Origin of the sequence: Corynebacterium tapiri, from assembly GCF_006334925.1 — a bacterium.
GTDB lineage: Bacteria > Actinomycetota > Actinomycetes > Mycobacteriales > Mycobacteriaceae > Corynebacterium > Corynebacterium tapiri.
In genome coordinates this window covers 30,597-54,533 of the sequence record NZ_VDHJ01000012.1, presented here as the reverse complement: position 1 = coordinate 54,533, position 23,937 = coordinate 30,597, and the positions used below count along the sequence as shown (strand labels likewise).

General features: G+C 63.3%; 22 protein-coding genes. 7 read left to right on the top strand and 15 right to left on the bottom strand.

Going from position 1 to position 23,937, the window contains the following annotated elements:
- Positions 1-37: 37 nt before the first annotated feature.
- Positions 38-625: a TetR/AcrR family transcriptional regulator gene (locus tag FHE74_RS09045; RefSeq protein WP_139466191.1), complete on the bottom strand. Its 588-nt coding sequence runs from the start codon at positions 623-625 to the stop codon at positions 38-40.
- A gap of 74 nt (positions 626-699) precedes the next feature.
- Here FHE74_RS09045 and FHE74_RS09040 point away from each other — a divergent pair, with 74 nt between their 5' ends.
- Positions 700-1,224: a hypothetical protein gene (locus tag FHE74_RS09040; protein ID WP_139466190.1), complete on the top strand. Its 525-nt coding sequence runs from the start codon at positions 700-702 to the stop codon at positions 1,222-1,224.
- 22 nt (positions 1,225-1,246) lie between these two features.
- Here the strand turns inward: FHE74_RS09040 and FHE74_RS09035 are convergent, their stop codons facing one another.
- The 5 genes from FHE74_RS09035 to FHE74_RS09010 are packed head-to-tail and all read right to left on the bottom strand — an operon-like array spanning position 1,247 to position 4,992.
- Positions 1,247-1,927, bottom strand: a complete 681-nt coding sequence (locus FHE74_RS09035; protein WP_180339732.1) for a TrmH family RNA methyltransferase — start codon at positions 1,925-1,927, stop codon at positions 1,247-1,249.
- Positions 1,914-2,462 carry an orotate phosphoribosyltransferase gene (pyrE, locus tag FHE74_RS09030; protein WP_139466188.1) on the bottom strand — a complete coding sequence of 183 codons (549 nt, stop codon included), beginning with the start codon at positions 2,460-2,462 and terminating at the stop codon, positions 1,914-1,916. The genes FHE74_RS09035 and pyrE overlap by 14 nt, the downstream gene beginning before the upstream one ends.
- 12 nt (positions 2,463-2,474) lie before the next feature.
- Positions 2,475-3,695: a type III secretion system chaperone family protein gene (locus FHE74_RS09025; protein ID WP_180339731.1), complete on the bottom strand. Its 1,221-nt coding sequence runs from the start codon at positions 3,693-3,695 to the stop codon at positions 2,475-2,477.
- 12 nt (positions 3,696-3,707) lie between these two features.
- Positions 3,708-4,556, bottom strand: coding sequence for a sulfurtransferase (locus tag FHE74_RS09015; protein ID WP_139466187.1), 849 nt, complete (start codon positions 4,554-4,556; stop codon positions 3,708-3,710).
- A 43-nt stretch (positions 4,557-4,599) separates the two neighbouring features.
- A complete protein-coding gene (locus FHE74_RS09010; RefSeq protein ID WP_246049253.1) occupies positions 4,600-4,992 on the bottom strand; it encodes a DUF4265 domain-containing protein in 393 nt (130 codons plus the stop codon).
- Positions 4,993-5,017: 25 nt separating this feature from the next.
- Here FHE74_RS09010 and FHE74_RS09005 point away from each other — a divergent pair, with 25 nt between their 5' ends.
- Positions 5,018-6,073: a M20 family metallopeptidase gene (locus FHE74_RS09005; protein WP_139466185.1), complete on the top strand. Its 1,056-nt coding sequence runs from the start codon at positions 5,018-5,020 to the stop codon at positions 6,071-6,073.
- Between the two features lie 123 nt (positions 6,074-6,196).
- On the opposite strand, the gene clpB is transcribed toward FHE74_RS09005, so the two are convergent.
- Positions 6,197-8,761, bottom strand: a complete 2,565-nt coding sequence (gene clpB / locus FHE74_RS09000; protein WP_139466184.1) for an ATP-dependent chaperone ClpB — start codon at positions 8,759-8,761, stop codon at positions 6,197-6,199.
- A gap of 242 nt (positions 8,762-9,003) precedes the next feature.
- Between clpB and FHE74_RS08995 the strand changes: the two genes are divergently transcribed.
- Entirely contained in the window at positions 9,004-9,561 is a 558-nt protein-coding gene (locus tag FHE74_RS08995) for a hypothetical protein (RefSeq protein ID WP_139466183.1), read from the top strand.
- A 70-nt stretch (positions 9,562-9,631) separates the two neighbouring features.
- Here FHE74_RS08995 and FHE74_RS08990 read toward each other — a convergent pair whose 3' ends face one another.
- Together FHE74_RS08990 and FHE74_RS08985 are read right to left on the bottom strand one after the other, a co-directional pair.
- Positions 9,632-10,963 carry a sodium/glutamate symporter gene (locus FHE74_RS08990; RefSeq protein ID WP_180339730.1) on the bottom strand — a complete coding sequence of 444 codons (1,332 nt, stop codon included), beginning with the start codon at positions 10,961-10,963 and terminating at the stop codon, positions 9,632-9,634.
- Positions 10,964-11,054: 91 nt separating this feature from the next.
- Positions 11,055-12,578 carry a SulP family inorganic anion transporter gene (locus FHE74_RS08985; RefSeq protein WP_139466182.1) on the bottom strand — a complete coding sequence of 508 codons (1,524 nt, stop codon included), beginning with the start codon at positions 12,576-12,578 and terminating at the stop codon, positions 11,055-11,057.
- 141 nt (positions 12,579-12,719) lie between these two features.
- Between FHE74_RS08985 and FHE74_RS08980 the strand changes: the two genes are divergently transcribed.
- The gene (locus FHE74_RS08980; protein WP_139466181.1) at positions 12,720-13,919 is read left to right on the top strand and encodes an FAD-binding oxidoreductase; all 1,200 of its coding nucleotides are present in this window, start codon (positions 12,720-12,722) and stop codon (positions 13,917-13,919) included.
- Here FHE74_RS08980 and FHE74_RS08975 read toward each other — a convergent pair.
- Positions 13,916-14,734: a carbon-nitrogen hydrolase family protein gene (locus FHE74_RS08975; protein ID WP_139466180.1), complete on the bottom strand. Its 819-nt coding sequence runs from the start codon at positions 14,732-14,734 to the stop codon at positions 13,916-13,918. The two genes, FHE74_RS08980 and FHE74_RS08975, sit on opposite strands and share 4 nt — an antisense overlap.
- 133 nt (positions 14,735-14,867) lie before the next feature.
- Between FHE74_RS08975 and FHE74_RS08970 the strand changes: the two genes are divergently transcribed.
- Together FHE74_RS08970 and FHE74_RS08965 are read left to right on the top strand one after the other, a co-directional pair.
- On the top strand, positions 14,868-15,113 hold the full coding sequence (locus FHE74_RS08970) for a hypothetical protein (protein WP_139466179.1): 246 nt from the start codon (positions 14,868-14,870) through the stop codon (positions 15,111-15,113).
- Positions 15,110-16,261: an alpha/beta hydrolase gene (locus FHE74_RS08965; protein WP_139466178.1), complete on the top strand. Its 1,152-nt coding sequence runs from the start codon at positions 15,110-15,112 to the stop codon at positions 16,259-16,261. The genes FHE74_RS08970 and FHE74_RS08965 overlap by 4 nt, the downstream gene beginning before the upstream one ends.
- Here FHE74_RS08965 and exaC read toward each other — a convergent pair.
- The 5 genes from exaC to dnaK form a co-directional block, all read right to left on the bottom strand.
- Positions 16,258-17,778, bottom strand: coding sequence for an acetaldehyde dehydrogenase ExaC (gene exaC / locus FHE74_RS08960; protein WP_139466177.1), 1,521 nt, complete (start codon positions 17,776-17,778; stop codon positions 16,258-16,260). The genes FHE74_RS08965 and exaC overlap by 4 nt on opposite strands.
- 119 nt (positions 17,779-17,897) lie before the next feature.
- Positions 17,898-18,293, bottom strand: a complete 396-nt coding sequence (locus FHE74_RS08955; RefSeq protein WP_139466176.1) for a heat shock protein transcriptional repressor HspR — start codon at positions 18,291-18,293, stop codon at positions 17,898-17,900.
- Positions 18,294-18,296: 3 nt separating this feature from the next.
- Entirely contained in the window at positions 18,297-19,502 is a 1,206-nt protein-coding gene (gene dnaJ, locus FHE74_RS08950; protein ID WP_139466175.1) for a molecular chaperone DnaJ, read from the bottom strand.
- Between the two features lie 160 nt (positions 19,503-19,662).
- Positions 19,663-20,325 carry a nucleotide exchange factor GrpE gene (grpE, locus tag FHE74_RS08945; RefSeq protein WP_139466174.1) on the bottom strand — a complete coding sequence of 221 codons (663 nt, stop codon included), beginning with the start codon at positions 20,323-20,325 and terminating at the stop codon, positions 19,663-19,665.
- Positions 20,326-22,170 (bottom strand): molecular chaperone DnaK, encoded by a 1,845-nt coding sequence (gene dnaK / locus FHE74_RS08940; RefSeq protein WP_139466173.1) that lies wholly within the window; start codon positions 22,168-22,170, stop codon positions 20,326-20,328.
- A gap of 281 nt (positions 22,171-22,451) precedes the next feature.
- Between dnaK and FHE74_RS08935 the strand changes: the two genes are divergently transcribed.
- The gene (locus FHE74_RS08935; protein ID WP_139466172.1) at positions 22,452-23,891 is read left to right on the top strand and encodes an AI-2E family transporter; all 1,440 of its coding nucleotides are present in this window, start codon (positions 22,452-22,454) and stop codon (positions 23,889-23,891) included.
- Positions 23,892-23,937: the final 46 nt, after the last annotated feature.

Genomic DNA, 23,937 nt, shown 5'->3' with positions numbered 1-23,937 from the left:
ATGGGTGGGCAAGCGTCCCCAATGGCAATCCCACACCTCACCTTCGGGGATTCGACCGGGGAATCCCCATGCGGACGAGGGCCTTTTTCAGTAACGGCACCAGGTCCTCCGGCCCGCGTTCGATGCCACGCACCATCAGCCCGTCGATAAGCAAGCGCAGCTCCACAGCGTCGAACGCTTCCGGCTTCTCCGAAAAGCGCCCGATGGACTCGCACAGATAATCAAGTTTCTCGGCAGCTTGGCGTCGTGCCTTTTCTAACGCCGGGCTCCTGCCACCCCCAGCAAGGATGGCAAGGTGGCTAAGGGATTCAGCCAGCGTCTTCTCCGTGAGGGGCAAGACTAGCGATATGGCCTCAACACAGGCGTCGAATACCTCTCGACGACCTTGGCGCGCCTCATTGAGAATCTGTCCAATCTTTTCTCCCTGAAGCGAAAAGCACTCACCGAGGACGGCTACGAAAAGATCGTCGTGGCTGGGAAAGATGTGGCGCAGACTACCCGTGGACATGCCTGCCTCTTCCGCAACTCGTCGAACACTTGCCTCCGAAATACCGTCCCGCGCAATGAGTCGACGCGCTGCCGCAAGCCCTTCTTTGCGCCGCTGATCTGCCGTTTTCCTAACCACATCTCACAAACTAACACGATTGTGCTAAATTCACGATCAGTGCTCTAACACGTTCGTACTAGAAGGAAGTCTCCATGATCGTCGCTTTTATCGTCTTCTGTGAATTCGCCTTCTGGGCCGCCATCGGCACCGGCCTACTCCTGCGCTATCGCCTGAACAAACCGAAGGCCGGGCTCGTCGCCCTATCTCTCTCCCCAGTCATCGACCTCGCGCTGCTCATCGCTACCACCATTGACCTCCGAGGAGGCGGCGAGGTCCAAGCGCCTCACTTCCTCGCTGCGTTCTATATCGGTTTCTCAGTGATGTTCGGGCGCTCGATGGTGCAGTGGGCAGACGAAACGTACCGTCGCCGCGTACTGGGCCATGACGTTCCGCTCCGGGTCAACACCCTGACCAGCGAGCTGAAAAGTCTGGCACGCGCTGCAGGCGCAGTGGCAGTGGCAGGCCTCATTGCGGAGGTCGTTCGCCTCGTTGCACCGGAGGCCGCTGAGCTGCGCCAGACGTGGAGTATTGGAGGAAGCATCTTGTTCCTCTGGCTCATTTTCGGCCCGGGCTGGCAGCTAGTCTTTGGCTCCCGGAAACCAGCTTCCGCCCGCTAGACGCCTCATCAATAGTTTTCGCTCACCACGATTGCTTCAGATCCGCGTGCTGGCGAATCCAGGCGTGCATAGCGATCCCGGCCGCCACACCAGCGTTAATCGAGCGCGTCGAGCCGAACTGCGCGATCGAGCACGTCATCACCGCGGCCTTTTGAGCTGCCTCGCTCACGCCCGGACCCTCCTGCCCGAAGAGCAAGAGGCATCGACGCGGTAGGTCAGCAGTCTCCAGCGGCACGCTTCCGGGGGTGTTATCAATCGCCACCACAGTCAGGCCATGCTCAACCGCGTAGCGCATGAGGTCATCCACGGTCTGGTGATGTTCCAGGTGCTGGTAGCGATCCGTCACCATCGCTCCGCGCCGGTTCCACCGCCTGCGCCCCACAATGTGCACGGTGTCCGCCGCAAACGCATTCGCCGTGCGCACGACGGTGCCGATGTTCGCGTCGTTCTCAAAGTTCTCGATGGCCACGTGCAGCTCATGGCGCCGCGTATCGATGTCCTCGATAATCGCCGCCCGAGTCCAATACCGGTAGGCATCGACGACGTTGCGGCGATCCCCTTCGCTGAGCAGCTCCGGATCGTAGCGCTTATCGACGGGTCGGGGCACCCCCGGGTGTTCCTCCTCCCAGGGCCCCACACCGTGTCGCCCTTGCCCCCACTCGGTGGGGCCGGGGGCGCTGTCGGTTTGACTAGTCGAGTCCAAGATCGCTCAGGCCCAGCAGGTAGCGGTACTCCACGCCTTCGGCCCGGATGACGTCAGCCGCACCCGTGTTGCGGTCTACGACCGTCGCCACGGCGACGACCTCTGCGCCAGCCTCGCGCAGGGCGGCCACAGCGGTGAGCGGCGAGTTGCCAGTCGTGGTGGTGTCCTCGACGACCAGGACCTTCTTGCCCTCGACGTCCGCACCCTCGATGCGGCGCTGCATGCCGTGCTTCTTGGCTTCCTTGCGCACCACGCAGGCATCGATCGGGCGGCCTGCGGCGTGCATGATCGAAGTCGCCACCGGGTCAGCCCCCAGAGTCAGACCGCCGACCACGGCGAAGTCCAGGTCATCCGTCAGCTCGCGCAGCAGGGAACCGATCAAGGGCGAAGCCTCGTGGTGCAGCGTCGCACGACGCAGGTCCACGTAGTAATCGGCCTCCTTGCCGGAGGACAGCGTGACCTTGCCGTGCACGACAGCCAGCTCCTTGACCAGCTCAGCGAGGCGTTGCAGTTTCTGCGCGTTAGGAGTACTCATAGGTTCCCTATCTTAGCGTTGCTCGTCGTCAAAGAGGGTCGAGCCCGAGCTCAGATCTCGCCACACGCGAGCCTCCTCGGGAGCCTGGTGGCGCGGAGATCCATCCGCGATCGCATCGATCTCATCGCCACCAATTGAGCGGGGCTGCACTACTCCGCGGGCCTGGGCTTGTGCTCGCGTGGGCAGCTCGAGCGGCTCCTCCGGACGCTTGACCAGCGGAGTGGTCTCGGAGCTCTCCTCGCCAGCCAGCACCCGCCCGGATTCCCCGACAGTCCGCGTGGGGGCCACCGGGCGGGGAGGCATCTGCCGCGAGGGCACGAAGTCCCCGATATGCAGCGCCAGACCTGCCTCCGAGCTGGGCGGCAGCGTGCGGGCCGCATCCGCCAGCAGCGCCAAGGGCGCCAGCATGGCCTCCCAGTCCGCGGCGTGCGAGCGCTCAGCCGTTTGCGCCAGCACCCAGTCGGACTCCGTCCACACCGCGGTCACCACGTCTGGCATGAGCTCGAGCGCGGTGGTGACACGGACGTCGAGAAGCCGCTGAAGCACCGAGGCATCCGAGCCATAGCTTTGGAAACCCGCGACCTCGTCCCCCGGCACCAGGTCCTCGGAGGATCCCAGGTCGGTGCGGCGGAAGTCCACCACGATGTCCGAGCTCGCGCCCGTGCGCATGGCCATGACGTTGGTTCCGCCCAGATCCATAAGCAGCATCTCGTGCCCGTACTCAAAACCCGAGGCGATGTCGCGCGCCGGTGCACCGGTGGATGCTGCACCTCGCGTCCATTCGTCAATCAAGTAGTCGTCGGTGCGAGCGAAGTCGTAGCCCCGGGCCTCTGCCCAGGACTTGCGCTCGCGCCTGGTCGAACCGGGCAGGTGCAGGCCAGAACTGCGGTGCGCACTGAAGCGCTTCGGCTCGCTCGGCTTATCGCTGGGCTTTTCGACGACCGGGGCAGGCTCCGGTTCAGGCTCTACCGCCGGTTCCGGTTCCTCGACTGGGTCCGGAATGGGCTCCGGTTCAGGTTCCGCTACCGGCTCCGGCTCCTCGTGGGAAGCCTCCTCCGCAACCGGTGCGGGCTCTTCCAGCACGTACTCTTCCGGTTCGTCCTGCTCTACGGCAGGCTGAGACTCCGGCTCAGTGGAGGGGGCGATCTGAGCGCGATTGTGGGCGTCGATACGCAACAACACCACCGCGGCAAGCAGGGCGGCGAGGGCGAGTGCAATAAGTAGATAGGCCATCGCCCAGTTAGCTTAGTCGCCGCGCTCGACCGGGTTCTTCGGATCCGCCGACCATTGCGACCAACCGCCCACGTAGTGCGCAGCCCCGGTCAGTCCCGCGGACTCCATGGCGGCCAGGGCGAGTGCGGAGTGGTTGCCAGATCCCGAGTACACGATCACGTTCGAGGAGTCGTAGAGGCCCGCTGCCGCGAAGCGTTCGCGCACCTGCTCCGGGGTCTTGACCTTGTTCTCCACGGTGAACAGCTCATCGACCGGGATAGACACCGCACCCGGGATGTGCCCGGCCTTGAGGTCGAGGATCTCGCGGCGGCCGGCGTAACGGTTGGGCTGGCGGACGTCGACAAGCACCCCCTGGTGGTTCTTCACGTCCTCGATCGTGGCCACCGGCATGGAGCCCGGACGCACGGTCACATCGGCGTGACCTGAAATGTTGCCGGGCCCGACCACTGCCGGGCCACCAGCAGCGCGCCAGGCGTCCAGCCCGCCGCCCATGATGGCCACGTTCTCCACGCCTGCCCAGCGCAATACCCACCAGGCACGAGCGGCAAAAAGCCCGTGGCCCTGGTCGTACACGACTACCTGCCGGTCCTGGCGCAGGCCCCAATAATCCACGGCGCGCTGCAGCTGCTCCACCTCGGGCAACGGGTTACGCCCACTACGCGAACCCGGCAGCCCCGACAACGCTGCGTCTGGATCACAGAACAGTGCCGTGGGGATATGCCCGGCGCGATAACGCTGGTAACCGCCCTCGGAGTTGGTTTCCCAGATCGAGGCCAGAATGGTCAGGGCGCGACCGTGCTGGACGGCTGCACGGATGTCGGTAGCGGAGACGAAGGGGGAATCGTAGGTGCGCGGAGTCATGTCCACGAGCTTAGGCCTATTGCCTTGCGAGCGCAGAGATCACCTAGGCCCAATAGCCAGGAGAAACTTCCACGACTTCCTGCTCACGCAGCTGTTCCAGCCATTCCATCAATCCCTCCCGGGGATCATCCGGCCCCACATTGACCGCGATGACCCCCGCCGGCCCCTCCTCCACGGCGAGGCCGAGCTGCAGCAAAGGTGAAGCCACGTCGACACCGTGCGGCAGAATGCGCAGAGTCGAGTTCCCACCGCGTACCTCCACGCGGTCCACGTGCCAGCGCTGCGCCACCTTCACACAGGCAACAATGTCGCCCAACGCTACGTCCGCGCACACAAACGGGATGCTGGTGAGCACAAAGCGCCCCTGTCCCAGCGCACGCGCGCGCAGCTCTTCCTTGGTGCTGCCGCAGGTGGCCACAACCGTCTGATCCGTCACCCTGGCCAATCTAGGCTGGGGAAGCATGACCGTCGAACTCGCCCAACAACTCGTTCGTATCCCCAGCTTCTCGCGCGACCACGCCGCCCAGCGCCGCGTGCAGGACGTGTGCGTGGACTTTGTCCGGTCCCGCGTTACTGCGGACGCGCTCACGGTGCGCCGTAGTGCCGGCGATGACGCGCCCTGGACGCTGCTTAGCGTGGGCGAGGGTGGAGTGCTGTTCGCCTGCCACACCGACACTGTTCCAGTTGGCGAGGGCTGGTCGTTCGATCCCCATTCCGGCGAGCTCAAAGACGGGAGGTTGTTCGGCCGCGGGTCTGTCGACATGAAGGGCGGACTCGCCGCCGGCATCGACGCCCTGATCTATGCGGCCGAGCGGGGGTTGGCCACCAGCGTGCTGCTGACCTCAGACGAGGAGATCGGCGGTTTCGGCGCCGAGGCCTGGGCCGCACAGGGATCGCTCAACCCGCGCCTGGTGATCATTCCCGAGGCCACCGACAACACCTACTCGCGCGGCCACCGCGGCGCCGACTGGCTCACCGTCACCGCCACCGGCCGCTCCGCCCACGGATCCACGCCGCAGGCCGGCGTAAACGCGATTAGGTTACTGAGCACCGCGGTTATTTCGCTTCTCGACGACGCCCCCATCAACCACGACCCCTACCTCGGCCCCGACACCATCAACCTGGGAACGATCACCGGCGGCACCGCCCCGAACATGGTCCCGGATTCCGCATCCATGGTGCTGGACTGCCGCACCGTCGCTGGCGGCGATGACCTGGTGGCCTGGTTGGAGGGCCTTCACCCGGCGATTTCGGTCGAGCGCACCTTGATTCGACCTGCCCTGCATGCCCGCGACACCGCTGGGCTTCTCCAGGGCTTCGAGGACGTTGGGCCCGCAACGTACTTCACCGACGGCGCCCTGCTCCAGGATGCCGTCGGTGAGGCCCCGATTGTGATCTGGGGCCCAGGTGAGCCCGACCAGATGCACACGGTTGGCGAAAGTTTGCTGCTGAGCTCCTACGACGCTGCAGTTAAGAACTACTGCTCGGTGGTGGAGCGCGCTGCTTTGGGGCGCTGAGCCGCTGTGAGCCGATTCCTTTAGAGGTCTAGGGCTCAAGCTGGCAACAATGTCGGACGGCTGAAGCAGTTTTCGCCCCTGGCCGTCCGACATTGTTGCCACGCTGGCTAGCCATCGCCCCGATTAGGCAGCGGCCGAGGTGATCTCCATGCCCTCGCCGCCCTCAGCCACGTCGACGTTGACCAGGTCGCCGTCGCGCACATCGCCGGCCAGCAGCTTCTTGGCCAGGGAATCGCCGATCGACTGCTGAATCAGGCGACGCAGCGGGCGGGCACCGTAGGCCGGGTCGTAGCCACGCTCGGCCAGCCAGAGCTTGGCGGCGTCGGAGACGTTGAGGCCCAAGCGGCGTCCGGCCAGACGATCGCGCAGGTCACCCAGCTGGATGTCCACGATGCCGCGCAGCAGCTCCTCGGACAGCGGGTCGAAGACGACCACGTCGTCGAGTCGGTTGATGAACTCGGGCTTGAACTTCGCCTTGACCGCGTCCATCATCTGCTCGCGGGTTCCGCCGGCACCCAGGTTGGAGGTCAGGATGATTACCGTGTTGCGGAAGTCCACGGTGCGTCCTTGGCCATCGGTGAGACGACCGTCGTCAAGCACCTGAAGCAAGATGTCAAAGACATCGCTATGGGCCTTCTCCACCTCGTCGAAAAGCACGAGCGTGTAGGGACGACGGCGAACTGCCTCGGTGAGCTGACCGCCGGCGTCGTGCCCGACGTACCCGGGAGGGGCACCGACCAGGCGGGAGACGGAGTGCTTCTCGCCATACTCGGACATATCGATACGGACCATGGCGCGCTCGTCGTCGAAGAGGAACTCCGCCAGAGCCTTGGCCAGCTCCGTCTTACCCACGCCGGTGGGGCCGAGGAAGAGGAAGGAACCGGTCGGGCGGTTCGGATCGGCAATGCCGGCACGTGAGCGGCGCACCGCATCAGAGACAGCGGTCACGGCCTCGGACTGGCCAACCACGCGCTTACCCAGCACGCTTTCCATGGCGAGCAGCTTCTCCGTCTCACCCTGCATCATCTTGCCGGCGGGAATGCCCGTCCAGGACGAGACCACATCAGCGATCACATCCGGGGTGACCTCCTCGGAGACCATGGTGTCGCCGGAGCGCTCGGCGGCAGCGCTTTCGGACTGCTCCAGCTGCTTCTCCAGCTCGGGGATGCGGCCGTAACGCAGCTCGGAGGCCTTGGCAAAGTCACCATCGCGCTCGGCGATGTCGGACTCGTTGCGCAGGCGCTCCAGCTCCTCCTTGATCTTCTGCACCTCGTCAATCGCGCTCTTCTCGTTGGCCCAGCGGGCCTTGAGTTCGCCGAGCTTCTCGCGCTCGTCGGCAAGCGTGGAGCGCAGCTGCTCCAGGCGCTCGACGGAGGCGGCGTCCGACTCCTTGGACAGGGCGATCTCCTCGATCTCGAGGCGGCGCACGACGCGCTCAAGCTCATCAATCTCCTGCGGGGAGGAGTCGATCTCCATGCGCAGGCGCGAACCGGCCTCGTCGACCAGGTCGATGGCCTTGTCCGGCAGGAAGCGGTTGGTGATGTAGCGGTTGGACAGCTCGGCGGCGCTCACCAAGGCGGAGTCCTGGATGCGCACACCGTGGTGCACCTCGTAGCGCTCCTTGAGGCCACGCAGGATTCCGATGGTGTCCTCGACCGAGGGCTCGGCCGCGAAAACCTGCTGGAAGCGGCGCTCCAGGGCGGCGTCCTTTTCGATGTACTTGCGGTACTCATCCAGCGTGGTCGCGCCGACCAGGCGCAGCTCGCCACGGGCCAGCATCGGCTTAATCATGTTGCCTGCATCCATGGAGCCGTCACCGCTGGCACCCGCGCCAACGATGGTATGCAGCTCGTCGATGAAGGTAATGATCTGGCCATTCGAGGACTTGATCTCATCTAGCACGGCCTTGAGGCGCTCCTCGAACTCGCCGCGGTACTTCGCACCAGCCACCAGCGCACCCAAATCCAGGCTGATCAGGGTCTTGCCCTTCAGCGACTCGGGAACGTCGCCGCCGACGATGCGTCGAGCCAAGCCCTCCACAATGGCGGTCTTGCCCACGCCCGGCTCACCAATGAGCACCGGGTTGTTCTTGGTACGACGGCTGAGCACCTGTACAACTCGGCGGATCTCCTGGTCGCGCCCGATAACGGGGTCAATCTTGCCCTCGCGTGCGCGGGCAGTCAGGTCGGTGGCGTACTTCTCCAGCGCCTGGAATTGCCCCTCCGGGTCTTGCGAGGTCACCTTCTGCGAGCCACGCACGCTCGGGAATGCGCCCTTGATGGCCTCGTAGGTGGCGCCGCGCTTAACCAGCAGCTCCGCGGCGTCCGTCTTGCCCTGGGCAATAGCTGCCAGCAGGACCTCGGTGGAGACGTAATCATCACCCAATTCACCCGCGAGCTCCTGCGCGCTGTTGAGCACGTTGAGCGCGTCGCGGTTGAAGTTCGGGTTGGCCAAGTTCTGGCCGGACGCCTTGGGGTAAGAATCGACTAACTCGCGGGCCTCCTTGGCCACGGTTCCCGGGTCCACTCCGGTGGCCTTGAGCACAGGAGCAGCAATACCGTCCTGCTGCTCCAGGATCGCGGCCAGCAGGTGTGCCGGGCGAATGTCGGGGTTACCGTTAGCGGAGGCCTGCTGCAATGCCTGCTGCAGGGCCTCCTGGCTCTTGGTGGTGGGGTTGAACGAACTCATGGGTTATTCCTTTCGTTGTGTTTCACCCTCAACAACGTACGCAAAGTTGAGTCTGTTCCACTCAAGGCAAAGTTTTTTAAAAATTTTTGCGGCATCCCCTATGCCAGCCTATCTACCCGGACAAGGAACGAAAGATCACGTTTGCCCTGGTTCCTGAGCAACACCCGAACCCGCCCGCAGAACTTGCGAGCAATCCCTTCCAGCCCCTGGATCGCACGCACAATCAGGATCATCCTGACGGCATGAAACACCTCAAGCATTCCCTCGCCGCGGCACTCGTTGCCGGACTGTCCGTGTCTATCTCCCCGGTTTCTGCCATGACCACTAATGACGTTGACCCCCTAGACCAGGCCACGCCCGGCCCGCACGCCGTGAACGAGGTCCCCCGCACCCTCGAAGAGCTGTCCACCGACCTGACCGAAGGTTTCGCGGTGGTCAACTACCTCGATGCCGATGTCCTCGCTCAGGGCACCGACGCTGAGATTGGCGCCGCTGCCCGCGCCGCGTTCTCCTCGCACGACTACATCTCGGAGGTCGGTATCCCCGGTGTGGTCACGCGCGACGCCGGACCACACTGCGCTGACATGGTGGAGCTTCACCTCGCGGACAAGGCGCTTGACGACGCCCAGCGCGGCCACATCATCAAGCTCATCCACACTCTGGGTGGCCCGAAGGCTGCCGCTGCGACCATCACCGATAAGGGCGGGTTGGAGCTGGCCAGCAAGAAGGCCGATGGCCCGGCCAAGGAGCTCGCCGGTGCGCTGCTGAAGTCGGAGAACATCCAGCGCGATTGCCACTAGATCGCTCTAATCCAAGAGAAAAGCCCTCAGCATTTTTTGTGCTGAGGGCTCTACTCATTTCCGCGGGGCGTTACGACGCCTTCTGCTTACCGGGCAGCCAGCCGAGGAAATAGGCGGCACCCAGGGAGGCGATCGCGATAGCCAGAGCGACCCAGCCGAAGATGGCGGTGATACCCGCAAGCACCGCAATGGGCGCCAGGATGGTCATGCCGATCTCGAAGGGGGCGAAGCCCACGTAGGCCACGCCGTACTCGTTGAGTGCACCGGACTTCAGCTTCGGATCCACCATCTTGAGCAGGGCGATACCGGTAGCCACGGCAGCCGTTGCCCAGCCCCAACCAAACAGGCCGCGCTCCAGCCAGTTCTCGCCAAAGTAGATGGGCGAGACCAGGAACAAGAAGATCACGCAGAAGATCGTGCCCAGAACGAAGAGCAGCAGCAGCGGGACCCAGTAGTCGGCAATCGCAGCCGGGACAATGGAAGCGATACCAAAGGCGATCAGGTAGTCCGTGGCGGCACCCGAAATCGTAGAGACGGTGTCACGGTCCAGGTAGTTCGGGCGACCGATGATGTTCAGGCCCACACGCCCCAGAAGGCCCACCACAAAGGAGGTGGCAAACAGCGGGATGGACACGTTCTCCCAGATGTTCGAAATCATCTGGTTGAACAGGTAGGCAAAGAGCACCGTGAAGATGACAAAGCCACCGTGCAGCGCCAGCGGCTCGATGGCCGAGGGGTTGGTGGTCGCGCGACCGATCGAAGGGCGGTCATCCTCGTTGTCGATGTAGCCGGAGCGCAGGTCCTTGGGCAGTTCTCCGCGCAGCTCGGTGGACTTACCCTTGCGGATTCCCCAGTTGGCCACGATGACGCCGCCGATGATGGCGATGAGCGTGCCGACGGTTGCCGAGGTAAAGCCCAATGAGCTTGCCGCCTGAGCGCCTGCCCCCTCCAGGGCCGAACCAACCGCCGCAGCGGTACCGAAGCCGCCGACGAAGCCAACCGGCAGCATCATGCCGAACCAGCCCTCGGTGCCGAATAGCGGCTTGAACAGATAGACACCCAGCAGCGTGAAGATTGCCCACTGGGCCATGAACATGCCCGTGGAGTAGCTCCACATGTTGCGCGCACCCGAGGTCACGGAGCCATTGAGGTCCATGGAGTAGGCCATCGCGGCGAAGACTACGGCGATCAGCAGCGAGGTGTATGAACCAATCTGGTCGGAGAAACCGATCCAGCCCAAGACGTTGGGTCCGAGCACGAGTCCAATGAGTCCGGCAGTGATCGGCGCTGGCAGAAGCAACTGCTGCAGAACCCGAACCCGATGGCGCAGGAAGTTACCTACGATCATGAGCACTGAGATCCAGCCGACGTCGACAAGCAACGAATACGGGGTGTACTCCACGGCATGGCCTCCTTTCAGTTGTGTGGGTGTGACGATCGACTCACGATCTTAGGGCATGAGCCGGACAACACTGGCGTTTAGCTAATGACTACTAGATATTCGTTCCGAGCTCGCCGGAGAGCCGGGAGTGGAAGGCCTGCGTGGATGCGTTCATCCCCACCAGCTCCACATGCTTGCCACGCTCCTGATACTTGGTGGTGATGGTGTCCAATGCCGCGATAGCGGAGGAATCCCACACGTGCGCGGCGGAGAAGTCGATGATGACCCGGCTGGGGTCATGGGAGTAGTCGAAGAGGGTGGTCAGGTCGTTGCTCGAGGCGAACAGCAGCTGGCCCTCCACGACGTAGCGCACGAGTGAGCCGGCCGCATCGCGCTGAACCTCGCGCGTAACCCGCACCAGGTGTGCCACCTTGCGCACAAACATCACGGAAGCCACCAACACTCCGACAATGACCCCGATGGCGAGGTTGTGGGTGAGTACGACGACCGCCACGGTCGCCAGCATCACCAACGTCTCGCTGCGCGGCAGACGCTTGAGCGTTGCGGGGTGAATGGAGTGCCAGTCAAAGGTGCCCACCGACACCATGATCATCACGGCCACGAGGACGGCCATGGGAATGAGCGCCACGACGTCGCCCAGCGCGATGATGAGCAGTAACAGGAAGAGGCCGGCAAAGAACGTCGACAAGCGAGTGCGCGCCCGGGAGGCCTTGACGTTGATCATCGTCTGCCCGATCATCGCGCACCCACCCATGCCACCGAAGAGTCCAGACGCGATGTTGGCAATGCCCTGACCCCAGGACTCGCGAGTTTTGTCTGAATGCGAGTCCGTAATTTCGTCGACGAGTTTGGCCGTCATCAGCGATTCCATCAGACCCACCAGCGCCATGCCGAGGGCGTAAGGGCCGATGATGCGCAGAGTCTCCAGTGTGAGCGCCACGTTGGGGACGATCAGCTCGGGCAAGCTCGACGGAAGTTCACCTTGCTCCCCCACCGTGGGGACTGCGATCCCCGCGGCCACCACCAGGAAGGTGAGGGCGACGATGGCGATCAGCGGGGCGGGGATCGCAGTCGTGAGCTTCGGGATGAACACCAGCATGAGCAGGCCGAGCCCCACCAGCGGATAAACCTGCCACGGGACGTTGATGAGGTGCGGAATCTGCGCCAGGAAGATCAGGATGGCCAGCGAGTTCACAAAACCCACCATGACGCTGCGCGGAATAAACCGCATGAGCTTAGCCACGCCCAACAGCGCCAGAACGATTTGAAGCACTCCGGCCAGCAGGACGGTGGCGAGGAAGTAGTCGAAACCGTAGTTACGCATCACCGGTGCGATCACCAAGGCGACGGCACCCGTCGCAGCCGAAATCATGGCCGGGCGCCCGCCCACCACGGCGATGGTCATGGCCATGACCAAAGAGGAGTACAGCCCAACCTTGGGGTCCACTCCGGCGATAATCGAAAACGAAATCGCCTCCGGGATAAGAGCCAAGGCCACCACTAGCCCGCCCAGAATTTCCCGGGTGAGTATCGACGGCGTGCGCAAGGCCGTGCGCACCGACGGTTCGGGCGCGTACCGCTGGGCCCCATCCAGTGCTGTTACTTCTGTAGCCAAGTTCCTACCCCTTATTTATTGGTTTGGCCTGCCGGATCTCACAAGAAAGGTTAAAGGTATTACTACCGGTGGGTCACGGCCAAAACCCACTGACAGGAGTGGCCTTAACGCGATGAACCACATAGGGCACAATAGGAATCTATGTCCGTTGCTCTCTTGGCTCCTGTCGCTTCCCTTCTTCGCCAGCGCCCAGAGGAATTTCGCAACATAGTCCACGAGCAGCTGTTTGCTCGTCATCCGCAGGCCCGGCATGTTTTCGGTGTGACGGCATCGCGAGGCCATGCCGAACTCGCCCCGGCCCTTGCCTGGGCCCTGGAGCGCGCCGGTGAAGGCCCACGCATTAACGACGATGTGCTCGCACGCATGCGTCGCCTGGGTCTGGCGCACCGACGCCACGGTTTCCCTATTGACCTGTACGAGGACTTCGCAGCGATAGTCACGCAGAGCCTGGCAGAGCTGAACTCCTCGTGCGGCGCGCAGCTTTCCGACGACTCCCTCCACCGCGCCGCGGAAGTAACCGAGGCCCTGTGCCGTGCCATGGCGGCCTCCGCCCACACCGCGGACATGTCCGGCATCGCTCCCGCCTACGCAGCCATGGTGACGCAGGTGCAGCGCGTGAGCGCATCCACCTCGATCGTGCGAGCACGTGTGCAGTCGGGCCCAGAAATCTCCCCTGGCCAGGCGGTTCCCGTGAGCGCGTCCTATGCCTCGGGGCTGTGGCGACCGCTGGTGCCGGCCACGCCGGTCAACCCGGCGGGTGATATGGAATTCCACGTGACCAATGTCGAGGGCGGGCAGGCCTCCGGGTTGTTCGCCGCAGCCCGCGTAGGCGACCAATGGACGCTGGGCGCTCCTCTGCAACCAGTGGAGTTTCCTCACTGCTCGCGCTTGGGGCTGCTGAGCTTTGGCACCGGGCTTGCGGCCGCGGAGTCATTGATCTTTTCCTGCCTGGATAATCTTTCCCGGCCCAGCGTCCATCTCACCATGGTCGCTGACTCCCCGAGTGAGCTCTACGACCTCGACCGCATGCAGCGCCTGGCACGCAATGCGCGCTGGTTCGACGTGTCACCTATCAGCCACAGCGAACAGGACCAGTGGTGGGTCCCCCGTTCAGGGCGCCCGCGCCTGCATGCCCGCGATGTCAACGCCGAGGTCGGAGACGCCTCGCTAGCCTGCGAGCGAGTGATGAGCCAAGCGCCGGAGGCGGTGGTGATCGCCGGTCCGGATGACGCCGTGACTCAGGCCCGCTCGTGCCTTACACAGCTGGGCCTGCCCGAGGACGCAATGCGCATCGTTAGCTTCCAGCGCCACGGCCGATGGCCGGCCTTGAACGAGGATTAGGCACCGGTCCAATCCAAGATCGGTAGCTTCTTGCGCGCCTCCTGCACCGCGTCCTGGTCGATTGTGGCGTAAACGATTTCGTCCTCGTACCCCGCTTCGGCCAGGCGCTGTCCGTTGGGATCAACGATGACCGAGTGCCCGATGCCGGTAGGCCCAGAGGCTTCGCCCGCCTTGGCGTTTCCGCCTGGTCGCGCCTGACCAGCAGCGGCAATGTAGCTGACTGAATCCAAAGCCCGCGCGGTGCTCAAGGTGCGCCAGGCATTGAGCTTCCCATCGCCATCTGCCCAGCTGGTGGGCACCACGATGAGTTCTGCTCCCCGGCGCGCCAACTCCTTGAACTGCTCGGGGAAGCGAATGTCGTAGCAAATGGCAACGCCAACTTTGAGACCGTCGACGTCCACAACCACGTAATCCTCCCCAGGGCGCACTGTGTCGGACTCCCGGTAGTCGAAGGCGTCGTAGGTGTGGATCTTGTCGTATCCCTCGTGGTGCCCCAGCCCCGTAATTAGAGCGGTGTTAAACACTCGGTTCAGCGTCTTTCCATCGACTTCATGCTGATCCGCAGGCCGGAACGTACCAGCCACAATGAGCACCTCTAGTTCTTGTGCGAGCTCCTGCAAGCGCGTGGCAAAAGTCCCCTCCAGATCCTCAGCCTGAGTATCCAGCCGGCCGGCACTAAATGCTTGGCTGGTCGCCTCCGGGCACACGATGATCCGGGCCCCGTTCTGCGCAGCTTCTCTAATACGGGGAATAACAAGGTTGAGGTTGTCTTCCACCTTTTCGCCGGTGGTGAGCTGTACACACGCAATCTTCATGCGCCCTAGGCTAATCAACTTTGCGTCCACCCCACCGGATTTATCCACAACACCGCCCCCACACACGGGTTATCCACACAACAATCAGCACGCCACGTGCGGCCACTCGGAGCATTCTCCATGATCAATGCCCATGGAGCTTTCAGCGCACTTCGCCACTACCGCCCGTCAGGCTGCCGCCCGCCCCTCCCCTGCTTTGCCTGTCCCTTCGTATGTCCCATTGCCCCGCACGCAATCTGCGCTCGAGGCCGCGCATCTTGGGTGGGTGCACGCCGCCCAGCAATACGCCTCTACCAGGCGCTCGATTGCCGATGAGGCGATCGCTTTCGCCCGCAGCGTCGCTGACACGGACGACCTCCTAGCCTCCGCGTGGCGATGAGCAACTCACTCATTCACTCAGCTGCCACCGCTCTCAATTCCGGCCTCTCGGAGCTGTCGGCCGAGCGCCACGCGCTGCGTGCAGATGCTTCCTCCCTATTCCAGCAGGGGACAGGTGCTGGCCCGGAAGCTTTTCCTGCAGGCTTAATCTCCCTCGCCCCGCAGTTAACCGAGCTGGAAGCTCAAATCGCCGCGGTACAGCGCATTCTTTTTCTCACCGCTCAGTTGCAGGGATTGTTGGATGCTGCGATCGCCCGCATCGATTCGCTTTTCGACGCCTCCCCGGCCGTCCAGCAACTGCACCGTCACCTAGCCGGCTTAGGCGAAGCCCTCGATGTCGCCTGCGCTGAGGCGATAACCCGAGTGTGCACTCCCCCGACAGTTGCTGAAGCCTCACGATTCGAGCGCTATCCAGACTTGAGCATCGACGCCATACACGAGCTTGAGCTGGCTACCGCCCCTACGCACATTCGTGATCTAGCCCGTGCCAACCCGGACTTGCGCGTCGTGGATGCACGAGAGGGGTCGTTTGTCGCCATCGTCGGCGATATTGAGTCGGCTGAGAACGTGACCACTTTTGTCGCCGGGGTCAATTCGTCCACGCCAGATGGTTGGCAGCAACACATCGATCGCACCCGCCAATTCGCGCAGGCCTCCGGAGGAGCCGGCGTCGTCTGGTTGGGTTATCGCGCTCCCGACGACTTGGCTCGCGGATTGCAACGCAGCCCGGCCAAGCACGGCGCCCACAGGTTGCGTGCCTTTCAATCGCAGCTGGCTCAGCGCTTTCCACAGCAGCGACGCACCGTAGTGGGATACAGCTACGGATCGGTGGTGGCAGGCCACGCAGCAGCGCAAGGCTTGCATGCTGATGACCTAGTTTTCCTTGGATCCCCGGGAACCAGCTTGGATAATGCGAACCAGGCTCGTCTGTACGGCAAGGAACCACAGGTGCACGCGGTGACCTCACCGGGCGATCCGATCCGGCTGGTCACCGGCGAATCAACCGGAGTACACGGGCCAGACCCACGCGCCCCACGCTTTGGAGCGCACGCCATCGACCTGCAGACTGCAGGCGATCACGACAGCTACTTCACCGCACCCGGGTTCTATGAAGCTGTCGCGACCGCCACTGCCCGTGGGATTCCTTAGAACAGGCCGGTGGGCTTGTCGGAGTAGGAGACCAGCATGTTCTTGGTCTGCTGGTAGTGGTCCAGCATCATCAAGTGGTTCTCGCGACCAATACCCGACTCCTTGTAGCCGCCAAAGGCCGCGTGAGCTGGGTAGTTGTGGTACTGGTTCACCCACACTCGACCCGCGTGGATGGCACGAGCTGCGCGGTAGCAAGTATTAGCGTGGCGCGACCACACGCCGGCGCCCAGCCCGTAGTTGGTGTCGTTGGCGATGCGCACGGCCTCGTCGAAGTCCTTGAACGTGGCCACCGAGAGCACCGGGCCAAAGATCTCCTCGCGGAAGATGCGCATGTCGTTGGTGCCCTTAAACACCGTCGGCTCGATGTAGAAGCCGCCGTTGAGACCATCGATCTCGTTGACCTTGCCTCCGGTAAGGGTGCTGGCGCCCTCGCTCGGGCCGATCTCCAGGTATTCGGTGATCTTGTCCATCTGCTCCTGGCTGGCCTGAGCACCCATCATGACCTCGGTGTCCAGCGGGTTACCAGTCTTGATGGTGCGCACGCGCTCGATCGCGCGCTCCAGGAACTTGTCTGCGATCGACTCGTGAACCAACGCGCGTGACGGGCAGGTGCACACCTCGCCCTGGTTCAAAGCAAACATGGCGAAGCCTTCGAGAGCCTTGTCCAGGTACTCGTCCTCGGCGTCCATCACGTCGGGGAAGAAGATTGACGGAGACTTTCCACCTAGCTCGAGGGTGACCGGGATGATCTTGTCCGCCGCGGCCTTGTTGATCATCTTGCCCACAGCGGTGGAACCGGTGAAAGCAATCTTGGCAATGCGGTCAGAACCGCTCAGTGCCGCGCCTGCCTCCTCGCCCAAACCATTGACGATGTTGAGCACACCAGCGGGCAGCAGGTCCTCGATGAGAGAGACCGCGTACAGCAAGGAGGCCGGGGTCTGCTCGGCGGGCTTGAGCACGATCGTGTCGCCGGCCGCCAGTGCTGGTGCAATCTTCCACGCCGCCATGAGGATGGGGAAGTTCCACGGAATAATCTGGCCGACTACGCCGAGTGGCTCATGGAAGTGGTAGGCCACGGTGTCGTCATCGATCTGCGAGATCCCGCCTTCTTGGGCGCGGATGGCACCGGCAAAGTAGCGGAAATGATCGATGGCCAGCGGGATGTCGGCCGCCAGGGTTTCGCGGACAGCCTTGCCGTTCTCCCAGGTCTCGGCCACGGCCAGCTTCTCAAGGTTCTCCTCGAAGCGATCGGCGATGCGGTGCAGCAGCAGTGCTCGGTCGGCTGGGCTGGTCGCTCCCCAACTGGGGGCAGCCTGCTCGGCGGCATCGATTGCCTTATCCACGTCCGCTGCGCTCGATCGCGCCACCTCACAAAACACCTCTCCGGTGACGGGGGTGACGTTGTCCATGTAACGGCCGTCAACCGGCGGGGTCCACTCACCGCCGATGAAGTTCTCGTAACGCTTTTGGTAGCTCATTACCGCGTCGGAGCTACCGGGATTGGCATACACAGTCATGGGAACGTGTCCTTTCGGGAGTTAAGAGTATGGGCTGTAACCCACACCCTAACGCCCACAGACTGTGCTACACATCACTTTTAACTGAAAGTTCTGCGCAGCGTCGATAAGCCCGAGAATTAGCCTCGACGCCGCCGCTCCCACATGACGACCGCCGTCGATCGAGGGACATGAACCAACTCGCGCCCTGCGGTTGCTCGATTCTCGCGCTCATGCTCCAGCTCTGCGCGGGTGGAATCCAGCTCGTCGCGCAGACGCTGGTTCTCCTCATTCAGACGGATGATCTCCTTGATCCCCGCCAGGTTCACCCCCTCGTCCTGGCTGAGGCGAGAGATCTCGCGGAGCATGTCCACATCCCGCCGGGTGTAACGGCGTCCACCGCCGGAGGTGCGCATGGGACTAACCAGGCCGATGCGGTCGTAGGTGCGCAGCGTCTGGGCATGCAGCCCGGTTAGCTCCGCGGCCACGGAGATGACGTACACCTCCGGGGTTTCCTGCGATTGTTGCTTGTTCATGGCTTACACCGCCCCGGCCCAACCAGCTCGCGGGTCAAACCCGGAGTCTCGTTCAGCCTGCGCGTAGGTGCGCAGGGCCGAGGTGGCCGCGCTGTCGAGCTTGTTGGGGACCTTGACCTGAACGGTCACCAGCAGGTCACCGGCCTCACCGCCACGCTTGGGGATTCCCCGGCCACGCACCCGCAGCGTGCGACCGTCCGGAGTGCCGGCGGGGACCTTCACCCGCACCGGGGAATCCAGCGTGGGCACGGTGATGGTGTCGCCCAAGCCCAGCTCAGCAAACGAGACAGGGACGGTGATGTGGAGGTCGTCGCCCGAACGGGTGAACACCTCATCGGCCTTGACATGCACTATCACGAAGAGGTCGCCGGCCGGGGTGCCGTTGGGACCGGCCTCGCCCTGACCCGCCAGGCGCACCTTTTGGCCGTCGATGACACCCGCGGGGATGCGCACAGTAATCGAGCGCGTCCGGTGCACGGTTCCAGTGCCGGAGCAGTCCCCACACGGATCGGAGATCTTCTGGCCTGAACCGTCGCACTCACTGCACGGGCGGGAGAAGCCGAAGGCGCCCTTGTTTTCGGAGGTAAACCCAGAGCCCGAGCACTTTCCGCAGGTGGGAGCCGTGCCGGTGGTCGAGCCAGATCCGTGGCAGGAGGTGCACGGTGCGTTGCCGCTGATCTGCAGCGGGATCGTGGTGCCCTTGGCAGCCTCGCGGAAGTCGAGGGTTATTTCCGTTTCGACGTCTTGCCCCCGCGTCGGCCGAGCTGACCGACGAGAACCGCCGCCGCGGTTGAAAAGGCCACTGAAGATATCGTTAATGCTGCCGTCTTGAGCAAATCCCCCACCCGATCCTCCGAAGACGTCGGAGAAGTCGAAGTCGGCCGTGCCCGTTGACGCGCCCGACGAGCGAAACCCGCCGGGAAATCCGGCGCCTCCTGCCTGGCCGAAGGGCGAGAACCCTCCACCGGATCGCAGCATGGCACGGAACTGGTCGTACTCCTTGCGGCGCTTCTCGTCACCGAGCACGTCATAGGCAGTAGCCGCCCGCTTAAAACGGTCCTCCGCTACCGTGTCTCCGGGCTTAGCATCGGGATGATTGTCCCGCGCGATCTTGCGATATGCCTTCTTAATCTCCTCTGCGGAGGCCGAGGACTCCACACCGAGATCGGCGTAGTAGTCCTTCTCGGCCCACTCACTGGGTGCATTCATCGATCTTCTCCTCCTCCCACCACAACGCTGGTGTGTTCAGTTAAAGGCTAAATTTTGTTTGTTTGAGAATTATTGTGACTAGCTAATTAAGGGGAAAGCCCCGCCACGAGCAGTAGAAATAAGCGGTGGCGGGGCGGCGATGCTCGTTGTAGCGCAGCGGCTAGGCGTTATCTGAGTCCTTAGCGGGCTCAGACTCCGGCTGGCCGGCGGGGTCGGCGATGATCACCATGGCGGTGCGCACCACTTTGTCCTGCACGCGGTATCCCTTGCGCAACACGGTGCCCACGAACTTGTCGTCTCCGCTGGACAGATCCTGCACAGCCTCGTGAATTTCTGGGTCGAAGGCCTCACCTTCGGCACCGAAGCTCTCCAGCTGCTGCCCCTTGAGAGCCTGCTCCAGCTTGTCACCGATGCCCTTGAGGGGGCCTTCAGCGAGGTCGCCGTGCTGACGGGCCAAATCCAGATCATCCAGGATCGGGAGCAGCTGAGTGAGCACGCTGGCCTTTGCGGTGGCGATGATGCCTGCGCGCTCACGCTCGGTACGCCGACGGTAGTTGGCATACTCCGCGCTCACTCGCTGCAGGTCCTCGGTGCGCTCAGCCAGCTGAGTCTCCACGTCGGAGGCCTCGGCCTCGTCCACTGCTTCAGCCTCTTCGGCCTGCGCCGCGTCAGCGGCGACATCCGGGTCGGCCAGGGCGTCGTCGACAAGCGAGTCAGCCTCGGCGTCGACGACCTCTTCTGCCTCGAGAGTCTCAGCCTCCAGCGGGCTGATGTTTTCCTCGTCCGTGTTGGAGGGATCGCCCGGGTTGTTCGGGGCGGTCATTTACTTGTCACCGTCCTTCTTCTCGTCCTCGTCGACGACCTCGGCGTCCACAACGTTCGGATCAGTTGCCTCTGCGGAAGCCGCACCCTCGGCGCCAGCGTTAGCAGCCTCGGCCTCGTACAGAGCGGTTCCGGCAGCCTGTGCAGCCTGGGACAGCTTCTCGACGGCGGCCTTGATGGCCTCCAGGTCATCACCCTTCAGGGCCTCGTCCACTGCGTCGGCAGCCTCGTTGACCGCGGTCTTGTTCTCCTCGGACAGCTTCTCGCCGTTGTCCTCGACGAACTTGCGGGTCTGGTAGGAGGTGGACTCAGCGGAGTTGCGCACCTCCTGCTCCTCGCGGCGAGCCTTGTCCTCGGCAGCGTGCTCCTCGGCATCCTTGACCATGCGGTCGATCTCCTCCTGGGACAGGCCAGAGCCGTCCTGGATGGTGATCGTGTTCTCCTTGCCGGTGCCCTTGTCCTTTGCGGAGACGGACACGATGCCGTTGGCGTCGATGTCGAAGGTGACCTCGATCTGCGGCACACCACGCGGAGCCGGCGCGATACCACCCAGCTCGAAGGAGCCGAGCAGCTTGTTGGCGTTGGCCATCTCGCGCTCACCCTGGAAGACCTGGATCTGCACGGAGGGCTGGTTGTCCTCGGCGGTGGTGAAGGTCTCGGACTTCTTGGTCGGGATGGTGGTGTTGCGCTCGATGAGCTTGGTCATCACGCCGCCCTTGGTCTCAATACCCAGGGAGAGCGGGGTGACGTCGAGCAGCAGCACGTCCTTGACCTCGCCACGCAGCACGCCGGCCTGCAGAGCAGCACCCACGGCCACGACCTCGTCCGGGTTCACGCCCTTGTTCGGGTCCTTGCCAGTCAGCTCCTTGACCAGCTCAGAGACGGCCGGCATACGGGTGGAACCACCCACGAGGACGACGTGGTCGACGTCGCCGACGGACATGTCGGCGTCCTTGATCACCTGGTTGAACGGAGCCTTGGTGCGGTCCAGCAGGTCCTGGGTGATCTTCTGGAACTCGGTGCGGGTCAGGGTCTCGTCGAGGAACAGCGGGTTCTTTTCGGAGTCCACCGTGATGTACGGCAGGTTGATGGAAGCCTGCTGGGAGGAGGACAGCTCAATCTTGGCCTTCTCAGCGGCCTCGCGCAGACGCTGCATGGCCATCTTGTCCTTGGACAGGTCCACACCGTGGGAGGACTTGAACTTCTCTACCAGCCAGTCCACGATGCGCTGATCCCAGTCGTCGCCGCCCAGCTCGTTGTCACCAGCGGTGGCGATAACCTCGACCACGCCGTCGCCGATCTCCAGGAGGGAGACGTCGAAGGTGCCGCCACCCAGGTCGAAGACCAGGATGGTCTGCTCCTGCTCGCCCTTCTCCAGGCCGTAGGCCAGAGCGGCAGCGGTCGGCTCGTTGACGATGCGCAGCACGTTCAGGCCCGCGATCTGGCCGGCCTCCTTGGTGGCCTGGCGCTGGGCGTCCTCAAAGTAGGCCGGGACGGTAATCACAGCATCGGTAACGTCCTCACCGAGGTAGGACTCCGCGTCGCGCTTGAGCTTCATCAGCGTGCGGGCGGAGATCTCCTGCGGGGTGTACTTCTTGTCGTCAATCTCAGTGGTCCAGCTCTCGCCCATGTGGCGCTTGACGGAGCGGATGGTGCGATCGACGTTGGTTACCGCCTGGTTCTTGGCGGACTGGCCGACCAAGATCTCGCCGTTCTTAGCAAAAGCGACGATCGACGGCGTGGTGCGCGAACCCTCGGAGTTCGCAATAACGGTGGGCTCGCCACCCTCCAGCACAGACACAACGGAGTTGGTGGTACCCAGATCGATTCCTACTGCGCGTCCCATATCAGGAAGCTTCCTTTCTTAATGTGATTCATTCGGTTCATGTTGAGGCAACTGAACTCAACTCGGCGCCCCACTATAACAGGGGACCTGCGCCGGGTTCACTCAACCTGACACCCACTACAACGAACCAGGATCCTGTTTGTTCCCGCCCGAGCAAATTTTTTTTAAATTACCTGTTCAGGGTTGATAATAAGGGACTCAACCCCAAGCGTGGAGCGCGCAACTGTCAAGCTCACCGCAGTTCTGCCTTTGCGCACCCCACCTGGCATAATCTCTGGACTATGAATACTTCCCGCCCCCGCGACTTCGCGGACACTCTGCCCGATTCTGTCGAGGGCATCGACGAGGGCCACCCCAAGAAGCCAACGGTGGAGTCCGCTGAGGCTCCCTACGACCGCGCCGCAATCATCGGCCGAGATGGTCGCGTGGCTGCCGGTTGGGCGCTGCGATTCATCGTGATCGTGGCCGCTCTCGCCCTCGCCGGATACCTGCTGCGCTACGTCTGGGTAGGCCTGCTTCCCGTTCTGCTCGCCATCCTGGTTTCCACGGTTCTGTGGCCGGTGACCCGCAAGATGCGCAACATTGGCCTGCCAGCCTCTCTGTCTGCCATGGGAACCATCCTGGGCTTCTTCCTCATCGTGGGTGGAATCTTTGCCGCCATGGCTCCGACCATCGCCACCCAGAGCCGTGAAATCGCCGACCAAGCCGTGCGCGGCGCCGAGAAGCTCGCCGCTTTCTTGCAGGACAACCCCTTCGGCATCGACACCCAGAAGTTCAACATCGACAAGTTGGTGCAGGATGCCACCAACTTCCTCCAGCAGCAGTCGCAAAACATTGCCACGGGTGTATTCACCGGCCTGTCGGCTGCCTCCAGCTTCCTGGTCACCTTCGCGATCATGCTGGTGATCACCTTCTTCATTCTCAAGGACGGCGACAAGTTCCTGCCGATGATCCGTCGCTACGCCGGCCCGAACGCCGGCTGGCACCTGTCTGAGGTGCTCTCCCGTACCTGGAACACCCTGTCCGGGTACATCCGCGCGCAGGCGGCTGTGTCTTTCATCGATGCCATCCTCATCGGCATCGGCCTGATCGTCCTGGGCGTGCCGCTGGCCTTCGTCCTGGCTGTTCTGACCTTCTTCGCCGGCTTCATTCCGATCGTGGGTGCGGTCTCCGCTGGCGCTATTGCCGTGCTAGTCGCGCTGGTGACCAAGGGCGTGACCACCGCCCTGATCGTCCTGGGCATCATCATCGCTGTCCAGCAGATCGAGGGCAACGTGTTGTCCCCGCTGCTGCAGTCCAAGGCCATGAACCTGCACGCTGCCATCGTGCTGCTCGCCGTGGCTGTGGGCTCCACCCTCTTCGGTATCATCGGCGCCTTCCTGGCCGTTCCGGTGGCCGCCACCATCGCCGTGTGGATCCGCTACCATTCCGAGATGGTGGCTCTGCGCGCAGGCGAAATCACCGTCGACGACATCGAGATCGCTACCGCCAAGGGCCAAACGCTCTCTTCCCGCGAGGCTTTCATCGCCGTGCGCGACCACTTCAAGCAGCTGGGCGTGCGCAAGGCCAAGAGCGGTTCGACCGCTGCCAGCAAGGTTCACAAAGATGACGTTGCCGCCGAGGCCGTCGACTCCGACAAGGTGCAGGACCCGCACGGCCCCACTCATGGAGACGAGTGGCTTGACGACGTCCAGACCAGCCACAAAGCGGACAAGAAGTAGCTGCTCACTGGCTGCCTAGAAAAGGCGCCCCGCCTCCTGCAAAGTT

Coding starts and splice junctions, on each gene's coding strand:
- FHE74_RS09040 (WP_139466190.1), top strand. CDS start 700: ATGATCGTCGCTTTTATCGTCTTCTGTGAATTCGCCTTCTGGGCCGCC.
- pyrE (WP_139466188.1), bottom strand. CDS start 2,462: ATGAGTACTCCTAACGCGCAGAAACTGCAACGCCTCGCTGAGCTGGTC.
- FHE74_RS09025 (WP_180339731.1), bottom strand. CDS start 3,695: ATGGCCTATCTACTTATTGCACTCGCCCTCGCCGCCCTGCTTGCCGCG.
- FHE74_RS09015 (WP_139466187.1), bottom strand. CDS start 4,556: ATGACTCCGCGCACCTACGATTCCCCCTTCGTCTCCGCTACCGACATC.
- FHE74_RS09005 (WP_139466185.1), top strand. CDS start 5,018: ATGACCGTCGAACTCGCCCAACAACTCGTTCGTATCCCCAGCTTCTCG.
- clpB (WP_139466184.1), bottom strand. CDS start 8,761: ATGAGTTCGTTCAACCCCACCACCAAGAGCCAGGAGGCCCTGCAGCAG.
- FHE74_RS08995 (WP_139466183.1), top strand. CDS start 9,004: ATGAAACACCTCAAGCATTCCCTCGCCGCGGCACTCGTTGCCGGACTG.
- FHE74_RS08980 (WP_139466181.1), top strand. CDS start 12,720: ATGTCCGTTGCTCTCTTGGCTCCTGTCGCTTCCCTTCTTCGCCAGCGC.
- FHE74_RS08975 (WP_139466180.1), bottom strand. CDS start 14,734: ATGAAGATTGCGTGTGTACAGCTCACCACCGGCGAAAAGGTGGAAGAC.
- FHE74_RS08970 (WP_139466179.1), top strand. CDS start 14,868: ATGGAGCTTTCAGCGCACTTCGCCACTACCGCCCGTCAGGCTGCCGCC.
- FHE74_RS08965 (WP_139466178.1), top strand. CDS start 15,110: ATGAGCAACTCACTCATTCACTCAGCTGCCACCGCTCTCAATTCCGGC.
- exaC (WP_139466177.1), bottom strand. CDS start 17,778: ATGACTGTGTATGCCAATCCCGGTAGCTCCGACGCGGTAATGAGCTAC.
- FHE74_RS08955 (WP_139466176.1), bottom strand. CDS start 18,293: ATGAACAAGCAACAATCGCAGGAAACCCCGGAGGTGTACGTCATCTCC.
- dnaJ (WP_139466175.1), bottom strand. CDS start 19,502: ATGAATGCACCCAGTGAGTGGGCCGAGAAGGACTACTACGCCGATCTC.
- grpE (WP_139466174.1), bottom strand. CDS start 20,325: ATGACCGCCCCGAACAACCCGGGCGATCCCTCCAACACGGACGAGGAA.
- dnaK (WP_139466173.1), bottom strand. CDS start 22,170: ATGGGACGCGCAGTAGGAATCGATCTGGGTACCACCAACTCCGTTGTG.
- FHE74_RS08935 (WP_139466172.1), top strand. CDS start 22,452: ATGAATACTTCCCGCCCCCGCGACTTCGCGGACACTCTGCCCGATTCT.